Source organism: Haloplanus sp. CK5-1, assembly GCF_037201915.1.
Taxonomy (GTDB): domain Archaea; phylum Halobacteriota; class Halobacteria; order Halobacteriales; family Haloferacaceae; genus Haloplanus; species Haloplanus salilacus.
This window is the reverse complement of record NZ_CP147505.1, coordinates 1,869,002-1,881,779: the sequence shown is the minus strand read 5'-3', so window position 1 is coordinate 1,881,779 and position 12,778 is coordinate 1,869,002. Positions and strand designations below refer to the sequence as shown.

General features: G+C 66.1%; 7 protein-coding genes and 1 pseudogene. 3 read left to right on the top strand and 5 right to left on the bottom strand.

Going from position 1 to position 12,778, the window contains the following annotated elements:
• Positions 1–62: 62 nt before the first annotated feature.
• From NBT81_RS09945 to NBT81_RS17335, 3 genes and pseudogenes are all read right to left on the bottom strand, one after another.
• Positions 63–1,148, bottom strand: coding sequence for a DNA topoisomerase IV subunit A (locus NBT81_RS09945; protein WP_338738069.1), 1,086 nt, complete (start codon positions 1,146–1,148; stop codon positions 63–65).
• Entirely contained in the window at positions 1,145–4,951 is a 3,807-nt protein-coding gene (locus tag NBT81_RS09940; protein ID WP_425498784.1) for a DNA topoisomerase VI subunit B, read from the bottom strand. The genes NBT81_RS09945 and NBT81_RS09940 overlap by 4 nt, the downstream gene beginning before the upstream one ends.
• Positions 4,949–5,143: pseudogene (locus NBT81_RS17335) on the bottom strand (ATP-binding protein); the annotation flags it as partial. The gene NBT81_RS09940 and the pseudogene NBT81_RS17335, both read right to left, overlap by 3 nt.
• A 362-nt stretch (positions 5,144–5,505) precedes the next feature.
• Here NBT81_RS17335 and gyrB point away from each other — a divergent pair.
• Together gyrB and gyrA are read left to right on the top strand one after the other, a co-directional pair.
• Positions 5,506–7,422, top strand: coding sequence for a DNA topoisomerase (ATP-hydrolyzing) subunit B (gyrB, locus tag NBT81_RS09935; protein WP_338738065.1), 1,917 nt, complete (start codon positions 5,506–5,508; stop codon positions 7,420–7,422).
• Positions 7,419–9,890 carry a DNA gyrase subunit A gene (gyrA, locus tag NBT81_RS09930; RefSeq protein ID WP_338738063.1) on the top strand — a complete coding sequence of 824 codons (2,472 nt, stop codon included), beginning with the start codon at positions 7,419–7,421 and terminating at the stop codon, positions 9,888–9,890. The genes gyrB and gyrA overlap by 4 nt, the downstream gene beginning before the upstream one ends.
• Before the next feature lie 10 nt (positions 9,891–9,900).
• Here the strand turns inward: gyrA and rocF are convergent, their stop codons facing one another.
• Positions 9,901–10,797, bottom strand: coding sequence for an arginase (gene rocF, locus NBT81_RS09925; protein WP_338738061.1), 897 nt, complete (start codon positions 10,795–10,797; stop codon positions 9,901–9,903).
• A 170-nt stretch (positions 10,798–10,967) separates the two neighbouring features.
• Between rocF and NBT81_RS09920 the strand changes: the two genes are divergently transcribed.
• The gene (locus NBT81_RS09920; RefSeq protein ID WP_338738059.1) at positions 10,968–11,501 is read left to right on the top strand and encodes an Rrf2 family transcriptional regulator; all 534 of its coding nucleotides are present in this window, start codon (positions 10,968–10,970) and stop codon (positions 11,499–11,501) included.
• Positions 11,502–11,540: 39 nt separating this feature from the next.
• Here the strand turns inward: NBT81_RS09920 and NBT81_RS09915 are convergent, their stop codons facing one another.
• Positions 11,541–12,719 (bottom strand): NAD(P)/FAD-dependent oxidoreductase, encoded by a 1,179-nt coding sequence (locus NBT81_RS09915; protein WP_338738057.1) that lies wholly within the window; start codon positions 12,717–12,719, stop codon positions 11,541–11,543.
• Between the last annotated feature and the right edge of the window lie 59 nt (positions 12,720–12,778).

Sequence of the window (12,778 nt, the reverse complement as noted above, 5' to 3'; positions counted from 1 at the left end):
GCCCAACGGCGGTCGGTCCGCCGACGACAGGCCGGACGACTACCGCTCGTGTGGCCGACCCGTCAGATGACGCCCATCTCGCCCAACCGCTCGGGGAGGTACTCGTCGGTGACGAAGTCCAGGCCCCGCGAGGCGAGCGCCTGCTGTTCGGCCTTCTTCCCGATGTCGAGTTGGAGTTCGATCTGCTCCTCCCAGTAGTCGGTCATGAACCGTGGGTCGTCGAGTTCCGATTCGAGGGCGTTGACGTCCGAATCCGCGAGCGGATCGGTCGGGAGGTCGTACTCGACGATGTCCTCGGGCTGGATCCCGACGAACTCGGCCTCGGGGGTGGCGAGATACTCCGAGAGGTGAGCGCTCTTGATCGACCCGTAGGCGACGGAGCCGTAGATCCGGTACGACCACGGGTCGCCGTCGGTGAACACCACCACGGGCAGGCCGAGTTCGTCGTGGAGGCGTTTGGTGATCCGGCGTGTCGCCCGGGCGGGCTGACCCTTCAGGTGGACGATCAGGGCGTCGTGGTCGGTGTCGAACCCGTTCTCGACGAGGCGGTCCCGCATGCCGCCGGTCTCGACACAGAGGATGAACTCGACGTCGTGGTCGAGGAAGTCGATGGTGTCGGGGTTGTTCGGGATCTGGTAGCCGCCCTCGCCGACGTCCTTCTGGCAGTGGATCTCACGTTCGCCACGCCGGGTCTGCTCGCGCAGTTCCAAGGGACCCATCAGCGTCGCCCCCGACTCCTCGGGACGCATGTGGAAGTCCTCGCGGGTCACGTCCGAGACGATTTCGAGGTCCTCGATCAACTGGTTGGACTCGTCCTGGTCCGAGAACGCGGCCTCGTCGGAGTCCCACGACTCCGAGAGGTAGTAGAGTTCCCGCAGCGTTGAGGAGCGACCCTCCTCCAGTTGGCGGGCGAGGAACTCGATGGTGTAGGTCGCCTTCAGGAGCTTTCGAGCCCCTCGAACGGAGTTGGCCGACCGCGTCGACGTGCGGTCGCCGTACACCCAGACGCCGCTCTCCTCGTCGTACTCGATGTTGCTCTTGGTCCGCGTGGGGAGGGTCATCTCGGGCACCTCCCCGCGGTCGAACTGGTCGTAAAACTCCGCCGCGAGGTCGATCAACTGCCGTCTGGCCTCCTCCTGTGAGCTCATGTGTCCACCGTGAGTTTCTCGCTCTCGACGCCCTCGACGTCGACGTCGAAGGTCGCCTCGTCGCTCACCTCGTAGGTGAGCGTCGCCGTCTCGCCCGCCGACACCGACGGGGACCACTGCACGAACCACTCGTCGTCTATGTCGACGACCGACGCGCCGTCGTTCACGGCCGTCGGCTCCGCGGTGACGATGTCGGTCACGTCGAGGGACTCCTTTCGCTCGGAGTGGTTCCGGACCGACAGCGTCACCGTGCCGTCCTCGACGGACCGCTCGACGAGGACGTTGTTCATGATCCGCCCCAAGGCCACGTCGATGTTCGGCCGCTCGCGCCCGGTGACCGCGGAGAGTTTGTCGGCCATCTCGGGGAGGATCCGACCGAGGACGTCCTGCTTGCGCCGGCGTTTCTCCAGGGACTGTCGGCGGTTGAGGTAGGACTTCAACTCCCGGGCCGCCTCGCGGATGGCGAGTTCGATCTCGTCTTCGATCTCGGGGACGTTCGCCACCGCGTCTTTCGACTCGCTGGTGAAGGGGACGTTCGTCGACGCGAGGTGGACCATCACCACGGCGGGGCCGGAGGGGAGGCCGCTCCCGCCCGGCTGATCCAGCCCGTAGTTGCGCCAGCCGATCCCTTTCACCACGTCGGTGACGGCACACGCCCCCCGCTGGTAGACCAGCGGGACGCGGTTGGCAAAGCGCATTACGTCGACCGATCCCTCGCTCTCCATCTCGCCGCCGTAGGCGATGCCGGCCTCGACGATGAAGGGGTCGCCGCCGTGGACCTCGGCGTCGCGGGTCGCCGCGGCGTAGAAGTCGGCGTCGAACTCCTTTCGCAACCCCGCCTCGACGAGGTCGGCCGTGATGGGCGAGAGACAGTCCGTCGGCGGTGCGAGGATGTCCGTCTCGCGCATCGCCTCCAGCAGTTCGGAGGCGGTGTCGCGGTCGTCGGCCGCCGCCGACACCTTCGGGAGGTCGTCGGGGACGGTCCGCATGACCGACCAGCAGGCCTCGACGACGTTCTCGCGGGCGGTGTCGCCGACGGTGGCGTCGGCCGCCTCCTCGACTCGGTCGGCCGAGCGGTCGACGTAGTCCGCGAGGCCGTCCCGGGTCGCTCGGTGTCGGTGGTCGTCGGCCTCGGCGAACTTGTCGGCGAGGCGCTCGGCCAACCCCCGCTTGGTCGCGTCGTCCTTCCGGGTGCTGGTCGCGGCGTCGATCCGCTCGTACAGCGAGGTCACGAGCAGGTCCGCGCGGGTGAGTTCGGCCCACGCCGCGTCGACAGCGTTCTCCCTGACCGTGGAGCCGAACGTCTGGTCGAACTCCTCCTCGGCGGCGTCGGCGAGGTTCCCGACGAGTTCGACGACGTCCGAGTGGGCGACCCGCTCCCGGTCGCCGACCGTCTCGGCGACGCGGGCGGCGAACCAGTCGGTCGCCTCGGCGCTCTTGTTGGCGACGGCGTCGACCACCGCGTCCTCGATGTCGGCGTCGTCGGTCGGTGTCGGCGTCGCCCACGCCATCTCACGACCGTAGTGGTGGTCCCGGAACCGGTCACACACCTTCGTCGCCGTCTTGTTGCCGACGCGGGTGAACTCGCTCTGTAAGAAGCCCGAGACGGAGTACGACTCCGTGGCCTCCAGCATCTTCAGGAGGGTTCCGAGTTCGACACCGTGGGGGTGGGGACGGATCTCCTCCGTCTCGGCGGGCAACTGGTCGGTGCCGCGTTCGAACTTCAGGGGTTCGTCGAGGCCGGGTTCGCGCAGTTCGACGCGCGCGTGTGGGTTGACGACCGCCGTGTGTTTGATGTAGTCTAGGAGTTGGCTGCGTGCCCGCATGTTCGCCTCCATCTCCAGTTCGATCCGGGTACCGTGGGGGCGATCCCACGACGTCGTCTCCTCGCTTCTGATCTCCGGTTCGTTGTCGTCGGTGTCGACGACGAGTTCGAAGTACTGGGCGTCGGCACTCCCCTGGGTCCGACTGGTGATCTTGGCGGGCTTGCCGGAGGTGAGCTGAGAGTAGAGGACGGCCGCGGAAATTCCAATCCCCTGCTGGCCGCGGCTGTTTTTCACGCTCAACGCCCCTTCGTTGGCGACGACGAAGTTTTCGTCGTGCCCGGTCGCACCCGGGACGGAGATATCGTAGACGTAGTCGGGTGACTCGGTCTCTTCGACTGACTGCACTGGGAGCAGACACATGTCCGTCTCCGTGAGCCCGTGGAGGCCCGTCACCGTCTCCCAGAGTTCGTCCAGCCGCTCGGTCGGGCGACCCTCGTCGTCGAGCAGACCCTTCTGCCGGAGGTTGTGGGCGTATCGCGGCGCGTCGACGCGTTCGCCGTCGAGGGCGGCCTCAATCAGCGACCGGTACTCCGCCGCGTGATCGACCCCTGACCCGATACCGGCACCCATCAACAGTCCCGGGACGGTGTCCGGAACCGTCTCCCGTGTCACGTCGTCCACGCGGACGTCGTCGAGTAAGGAGACTGGGAGCCGTTTGTATCCCTGTTCACCCGGCGTCGTCGTCTCGAACACGTCGGTGAGACTCGCGTCCTCGCCGTACACTTTGGTCCGGTAGACCGTCGAGGGATCGTCGGCGTAGCCGTCCGGGTTCTCGTGGATCTCCGTACTCGCTAAGACGCCCAGCATGTTCCAGAGGACGGAGAGTTGTCGCGCGAGCGTCTCGCTCGTCGTGGTGTGAGAGAGTTCGTTGCTGGGGTGACTGTCCGAGCCGTCGCCCTGATACAGGGCAGCCACGAACCGCCGCTGGTACGCCGGCTCCACCTCGAAGACGAACCCTGGAACGCGCTTGTTCGTCGCGGCGTCGCCACAGACGGATTCGAGGAACATCGCCAGCGGCGAGCCGAAGGCCTTCACACGCGTCGAGTTTCGTTCGCGCTCGACGGTCGTCGTCGATCCGGCGATTCCCGCGACTGCGCGCTCGGCCGATTCGATCAGTTCGGTCTCGTGGGTGCCGAACGTGAATCCGACTTGGCGAGTTTCGGCGTGGCCCTCCGAGATGTAGTAGGCGAGCATGTCGACGAGGGAGCCGTCGACCGGGAGCGTGACCGGCACGGTCGTCTCCTCTCCTCCAACCTGATACGTCTTGAACTCGCAGTCCGTTGCCTTCTCCTCCCAGCCGAGTTCGAGTACCGTCTCGGCCGGTAGATACCCCTTCTCGATGTAGTTGTTCTCCAGACTGTCGCGGAGGATGTCGACGCCGTCGTACCGATAGTAGTACCGTTTCCGAGTACTGTCGGGAGACGGCTTCTTTCGAACCCGTTCGCCGGTTCGAATCTCGGCGAGAGTCTCCTCGTCGAAACCATAGACGTAGACGTGCCGACCGTCGAGTTGATCGGACGTGATGTGTTCGAGGAGATTGACCGACTTGACCGTCCCGACCGGCGAGGGGAGCTGACGTGGCGTCAGAATTGCGTCCCCCACTTCGAGTTCACCGGCTTTCAGTTCCGTCGTCTCACCGTCTTTGGTGACGCCGAAGACGCTGTGATTCCCCGTTACCTCCACCGATCGTCCCTTTTCGGTCGTGATCTCGTAGGTTCGCTCCTCGGTCTCGTGTCGGATCGCGTGGGTCACCGGCTCCCACGTCATTTCGTGCGTTTCGCGGTCGAAAGAGGGCGCTTCGATGTCATCGGGGATCCGAGCGGTCGCCGCCTCGTCGTGTGGGAGGTACGCGTCGCATAGCACGCCGATGGGAACGAACTCCACGTCGCCGTCACGACGGACGAGTATCCGTTGATCCGGGGTTAGCGACTGCTCACGGGCGTGAAACCGCGAGCCGTACAGCAGTTTCCCGAACACGCGAGGGACCTGCTCTTTCGTGATGCCCGGCCCGTTGTCCTCGACGACGAGCCGGTAGTAGTCGCCGGCTTCGGCGATTTCGACGTAGATGTCGGGTGCGATACCGGCCTCCTCCGTGGCGTCGAGGGCGTTGTCCACCGCTTCCTTGACGGCGGTCACCAGCCCTCTGGCCCCGGAGTCGAACCCGAGCATGTGTTTGTTCTTCTCGAAGAACTCGGCGATGGAGATGGCCCGCTGGTTCTCGGCCAGCTCCTCGGCGATGTCTCCCTCCTCGCCGAGCGTCGACTGGAACGATGTCATCCGTGGAGGCATACCGGGACGACGTTTAAAAGGCCACCGCCAGCGTGGTGAAAGTGAAGCCCCGCCGTGCGCGCGAGCACACACCGAGCACGCGATCGGTCGGATTCGGGGCGCCCCGGGACGCTACTGGGGAAAATCACAAATTTCGGTTGCCGTACTGCGAGGGGATTTTTCGGTTCCGAAAACACGTCCTTGCGTCGCGCGCACGCGTGCGAGAGTTTAAGAACGAGGCCCGTCTACAGTTGGTAGATTCTATGGCCGACGAACAAGAGTACGGAGCCGGGCAGATACAGGTACTGGAGGGACTCCAGGCGGTCCGGAAGCGTCCGGCGATGTACATCGGATCGACCGACGACCGGGGATTACACCATCTCGTCTACGAGGTCGTCGACAACGCCATCGACGAGGCGCTCGCGGGCTACTGTGACGCTATCGAGGTGACCGTCCACGACGACGAGTCGGTGAGCGTGAGCGACAACGGGCGCGGTATCCCGGTCGACATCCACGAGGAGTACGACCGGCCGGCCGTGGAGGTCATCATGACGATCCTCCACGCGGGCGGGAAGTTCGACAACAAGTCCTATCAGGTCTCCGGTGGACTCCACGGCGTCGGCGTCAGCGTCGTCAACGCCCTCTCCTCGGAACTGGTAGTGACGATCAAGCGCGACGGCGCGGTCTGGCGACACCGCTTCGAGGCGGGCGAACCCGTCGCCGACGCCTTCGAGCGGATCCGCGATCTCGACCCCGACGAGGGGACGGGGACGACCGTCCGGTTCTGGCCCGACACCGACATCTTCGAACACACCGACTTCGACTTCGACACGCTGTCGACGCGGCTTCGCGAACTCGCCTTCCTCAACTCCGGGGTCGAGATCGGTCTCGACGACGAACGCGACGACGAGACCGTTTCCTTCCGCTACGAGGGCGGCATCCGGGAGTTCGTCGAGTACCTCAACGAGACCAAGACCGCCCTCCACGACGACGTCATCTACTTCGACGACGCCGACCAGAACATCACGGTCGAGGTGGCGATGCAGGCCGCCGACGAACTCCAGGGATCGATCCACGCCTTCGCCAACAACATCAACACCCGTGAGGGGGGGACCCACCTCACGGGGTTCAAGACGGCGCTCACCCGGGTGGTCAACGACTACGCCACCGACGAGGGCTTGCTCGGCGACTTGGACGGCACCCTCAAGGGAGAAGACGTCCGCGAGGGGCTGACGGCCGTCATCTCGGTGAAACACCCCGACCCACAGTTCGAGGGACAGACCAAGACCAAACTCGGCAACAGCGAGGTTCGCGGTATCGTCGAGAGTGCGGTCCACCAGCAACTCGGGACGTTCTTCGAAGAGCACCCGAGCACCGCGCGGGCCATCGTCGGCAAGGCCGTCGAGGCCGCGAAGGCCCGACAGGCCGCGAAGAAGGCGGAGGAACTCACCAGGCGCAAGAGCGCTCTGGAGTCGACGGCGCTGCCGGGCAAACTCGCGGACTGCCAGTCGAAGGATCCGACCGAGTCCGAACTGTTCGTCGTGGAGGGCGACAGCGCGGGCGGGAGCGCGAAGCAGGGTCGTGACCGGAAGTTCCAGGCCATCCTCCCGCTGAAGGGGAAGATCCTCAACGTCGAGAAACACCGCCTGGATCGCATCCTCGAGAACGACGAGATCCGTGCGCTCATCACGGCCATCGGGACGGGCATCGGCGAGGAGTTCGACATCGACGACGCCCGCTACCACCGGATCATCCTGATGACCGACGCCGACGTGGACGGCGCACACATCCGCACCCTCCTGCTCACCCTCCTCTACCGGCACATGAAGCCGTTGCTGGAGCGGGGGTACGTCTACGCCGCCCAGCCGCCGCTCTACCGCGTCCGCTACCGCGGCGAGACGTACGACGCGATGAGCGAGGCCGAACGCGACCGCATCGTCGCGGAGACGTGTGACGGCAACCCCGATCAAGTCCAGCGGTTCAAGGGACTGGGCGAGATGAACCCCGACCAACTCTGGGAGACGACGATGAACCCCGAGAACCGGATCTTAAAACGCATCACCGTCGAGGACGCCGCGGCCGCCGATCGGATGTTCTCGATCCTGATGGGCGACGCGGTCGGGCCCCGGAAACAGTTCATCAAGGAACACGCCGGCGACGCCGAGTGGGTGGATATATGAGCTCCGACACACCCGACTACGAACAGGACGTCCCGGCCGCGAGCGTCGAGACCGCCCGTATCGAACAGGAGATGGAGCAGTCCTACATCGACTACGCGATGTCGGTCATCGCGGGGCGGGCGCTCCCCGACGCCCGCGACGGCCTCAAACCCGTCCACCGGCGCATCCTCTACGCCATGCACGAGGCGGGCGTCACCGCCCGTGCCTCCCACCGGAAGTCCTCCTCCGTCGTCGGCGAGACGATGGGTGACTTCCACCCACACGGCGACTCCGCCATCTACGACGCGCTGGCGCGGATGGCACAAGGCTTCTCGATGCGTGCCCCCCTGGTCGACGGCCAGGGGAACTTCGGCTCCGTCGACGGCGACCCGCCCGCGGCCATGCGCTACACCGAGGCGCGGATGTCGCCCATCGCCGAGGAACTCCTGGCCGACATCGAGAAAGAGACCGTCGACTTCTCGACGAACTACGACGGCCGCAAGCAGGAACCCGACGTGTTGCCGGCGGCGTTCCCCAACCTCCTCGTCAACGGCTCCTCGGGCATCGCGGTCGGCATGTCGACGAACGTGCCGCCGCACAACCTCGGCGAGGTGATCGACGCGACGATCCACCTCATTCGGAATCCGGATTGCACCGTCGAGGACCTGATGGATCACGTCGTCGCGCCCGACTTCCCGACCGGCGCGAACATCGTCGGCCGCAACGCCATCCACAAGGCGTACAAGACTGGACGCGGGCGACTCAGGGTCCGCGCCGAGATGGAGACGAGCGAGGACCGAATCGTCGTCACGGAACTCCCCTACCAGGCGAACAAGGCTCGCCTCATCGAACGCATCGCGGACGACGTGAACGAGGGGAAACTCGACGGCGTGCGCGACTTACGCGACGAGTCCGACCGCGACGGAATCCGCATCGTGATCGAACTCAAGCGGGGGGCGAACCCGGACGTGGTCGAGAACCAGTTGCTCGAATCGCACCTCGAAACCACCTTCGGCGTCATCAACCTCGCGTTGGTCGACGGCCAACCCCGCGTGCTCGACCTGAAGGAGACACTGAAGGTCTACCTGGACCACCGCCGGGAGGTCGTCCGCCGGCGCAGCGAGTACGACCTCGCGGAGGCCGAGGACCGCGCACACATCCTCGAAGGACGGCTCACGGCCTTGGAGAACGCCGACGAGGTGGTCGAACTCATCCAGGACGCGGAGGACCGCGACGGCGCGAAGGCGGCCCTCCGTGCAGCCTTTGACTTCTCGGCGGACCAGGTCGACCACATCGTCGCGATGCAACTCGGCAGCCTCACCTCGATGGAGACGGCCGCGATCGAGGAGGAGTACGAGGAGGTCCAAGCGCGGATCGACCGGTTGGAGGAGATCCTGAACGAGGAGTCCGAACTGCTGGGCGTCATCGAGGACGAACTCCGGGAGATCGAGGCCGACTACGCCGACGAGCGCCGCACCCGGGTCGTCGAGGACGACGGCGAAGTGACCGACGAGGATCTCATCCCCCAGGAGGACACCCTCGTCGTCGTCAGCGAGGACGACTACATCAAGCGGATGTCGCTGTCGGCGTTCCGCGTCCAGAATCGGGGCGGGAAGGGGATAATCGGCGCCGACCTCAAGGAGGGCGATCGGATCTCCTCGGTCTTCCTCGCGAACACCCACGACTACCTGCTCTGTTTCACCAACCACGGACAGGTGTACAAACTCAAGACCTACCGGGTGCCGGAGATGAGCCGAACCGCCCGCGGCAAGTCGGCAGTGAACCTCCTCGACCTGGACGACGGCGAGGAGATCGAGGCCGTCGTCGACTGCGACGACTTGGACGACGGCGACGGGCGCTACCTCACGATGGCGACGAAGAAGGGACGGGTGAAACGGACTAGCGTCGAGGAGTTCGGCAACATCCTCTCGACCGGCATCCGAGCGATCAGTTTGGAGGACGGCGACGCCCTCGTCGACGTGGAACTGACCGACGGTGACCACGACCTGATCGTCGCCACCGCCGACGGCATGAGTATCCGGTTTGCGGAGTCGGAGGTCAGATCGATGGGCCGGAACGCCCGCGGCGTCGGCGGCATCAAACTCGAGGGCGACGACCACGTCGTCGGGGTAGCCGCCGTCGATTCCGACGACCACGACTGGGTGCTCTCGGTGACCGACCACGGCTACGGCAAGCGGTCGCCGGTCGACGCCTACACCCAGCAGTCCCGCTACGGCAAGGGACTGATCGACATCAAGACGGTCGACCGCAACGGCCCGGCGTGTGCCATCGACGCCGTCGGCCCGGGCGATCACCTCGTCGTCATGAGCGAGTCCGGACAGATCCTCCGGACGCCGGTCGAGGACGTCTCGACCGTCGGCCGCAACACGATGGGCGTCATCGTGATGGACCTCGACGGCGACGACTCGGTGGCCTCGGTGGCGGTACTGCCCGCGGGCCGGGTCGAGGGTGAGGACGGCGACGAGTAGCGACCTCGACTCAGAGGATCCGCTTGCCGAGCGCGCTCGCGGCGAGTTCGACGGCGAGTTCCGCAGTCCGGTTGTGGTCGTCGAGGATGGGGTTTACCTCGACGAGTTCGAGCGACCGGAGGTCGACGTCGGCCACCCGTTCCAGCGCGGCGTGTGCTTCGCGGTAGGTGACGTCCCCTCTGACCGGCGTCCCGACACCCGGTGCCTCCGTAGGGTCGAGCCAGTCCAGGTCGAGGCTGACGTGGACGCCGTCGGTGCCGGACGACGCCACGCCGAGGGCGTCGTCGACGACGGCCGTGATGCCGCGGTCGTCGATTTCGGAGATGGTGAAGACGGTCACGTCGCTCTCCCGGAGGGTTCGGCGCTCCTCGGAGTCCAAGTCGCGGACGCCGACCAGTGCGACGTTCTCCCCGTCGAGGCCGTCCGACCGCGCCCAGGGCGAGGTTTCGAACTCGCCGCGCCCGAGCGCCGCCGCCAGCGACATGCCGTGGACGTTGCCACTCGGCGTCGTCCCCGGGGTGTTGAAGTCGCCGTGTGCGTCGAACCACACGACCCCGAGGTCGGCGCCGCGGCTCGCTCCGGCGAGCGTACCGATGGCGAGCGAGTGGTCGCCACCGAGGACGAGAGGCGTCTCGCCTACGTTTGCGGCCCCCGCTACCTCGTTTGCCAATCGGCCACACACCGACGAGATAGCGTCGAGATACTTCGCGTCGGACCGGCCGGGGTCGGCCCGCGCCGCCTCCTCGGTCCGCGGGGCCGGCAGGTCGCCGACGTCGCGGACGTCGTGTCCAAGCGACTCGAGTTCGGCCGCGAGGCCGGCGTACCGGATGGCCGAGGGTCCCATATCGACCCCGCGGCGACTCGCGCCGTAGTCGGTCGGGACGCCGACGATGCGAACTGGCTCCACGGCCTCCTTTCGAATGGCGGGGTCAAAAGGCCGAGGCCGCCGTGCAGTCGGTGTCGCCGGCGTTCGACGCACTTACACCCGCATCGACCGATCCCCGACACGAGTCCCGAAATCGGGAGTCGTTCCGGACATCCCCCGAATTTAATATCACGAGCGTGCAACTCCGGGGTATGTCATCAATCGAACTGACGTCGAGTCAGAAGACTATCCTCACGGCCCTCATCAACCTCCACCGCGAAACCGAGGACGCGGTCAAGGGCGAAGACATCGCCGACGAGGTCGACCGGAACCCGGGGACGATCCGCAACCAGATGCAGAGTCTGAAGGCCCTCCAACTCGTCGAGGGCGTACCGGGACCGAAAGGAGGGTACAAACCGACAGCGAACGCGTACGAGGCCCTCGACGTGGACCAGATGGACGAACCCGCCGCAGTCCCGTTGTTCCACGACGGCGAACCGGTCGACACGGCGAACGTCGGCGAGATCGACCTCTCGTCGGTCCACCATCCCGACCTGTGTCGTGCCGAGATCCACGTCCAGGGGTCGGTCCGCGAGTTCCACGAGGGCGACAAAGTACGCGTGGGCCCCACACCGCTCTCGAAACTGGTCATCGACGGGACGGTCGACGGGAAGGACGACACCGACAACATCCTCATCCTCCGCATCGACGACATGCGAGCGCCCGCAGAAGAGCCGAACCACTGAACTGAGGGAGGCCGGTCTCGATACCGGCCGCCACCGCCGCTACATATCGGACCAGGCGTCGATCGCTCGACCGATCGAGGAGACGTCCGCGATCCAGCGTGTCGCCACGATCTTCTTCAGCGTCTCCGCGCCGATACCGCCGAACGTGTCGATCGGGAGGACGTCGACGCCGTGGGCGACCGCCTCGTCGCCGACCGAGACGAGCGTCCCCTTGTCGTCGTACCGCCACGTCGCGAGTTCCTCGCCACGAACGGCACGGGCGAGGTTCTCCCCGGCTACGTCGGCGGCCTGCCACGCGGCCTGTGCCGTCGGCGGCGCGAACTCCTCCGGTCCCTGATCGATCATCGCCGTGTCGCCGATGGCGAACACCCGGTCGTCGCTCGTCCGGAAGTCGCGGTCGGCGTACAGTCGGTTGCTCCGCTCGTCTTTGTCGACCGCGGCCTCGTCGAGTTCGTCCTGACCGGTGATGCCACCGGTCCAGAGGAGTACGTCGTAGTCGAGTTCGGTCGGGTCTTCCTCCTCGCCGCCGCCGACGTAGATCGTCTCGTCGTCGACTTTCGAGATGAACTCGCCACACATGATGTCGACGTCGGCGGCCTCGAGTCGCTTCCTGAGTGCGCCCTGGAACTCGGGGTCTCGACCGGGGAGCACCTCGTCGAGGCCCTCGACGAGTGTCACGTCGATCGGCGTGCGGTGTTCGTCGCGATAGGCCGCAATCTCGCCCGCGGACTGGATACCCGAGAGACCGGCCCCGCCGACGACGACCTGTGCGGGATCCGATCGGGTGGCGTCGGCCGCCGCGGCAGCCACGTCGTCGTGGATCTCGCGGGCGTCCTCGAGTCCCTTGAGCGTGTGGCTGTGTTCGCGGAGCCCCTCGATCCCGTAGAAGGCGGTCCGACTCCCCAGTGCGACGAGCAAGTAGTCGTAGTCGACGGGGTCACCGTCACGGCAGTGGACCTGCCGGTCGTCGACGTCGATGCCCGTGACGCGGTCCTGTCGGAACGTCGTCGCGGTGGACTTGATCTCGTCGACGGGGATGGCGACCTTGGAGGCGACGCTCGTGTCGCGAATGACACGGTGGGTCTCGTGGAGGACGAGGTGGTAGTCGTGCTCGGAGATCCAGGTCAACTCGGCGTCACCGTCGTTCATCTCTTCGAAGCGTGAGACGGCACCGGCACCAGCGTACCCGGCACCCAGAACGACGACCTGAGCGGTCATACGCCCACTCCGCCGCGGGCAGGTATAGGGGTGTTGAAACCGCCAGCAGACGGTCGTTC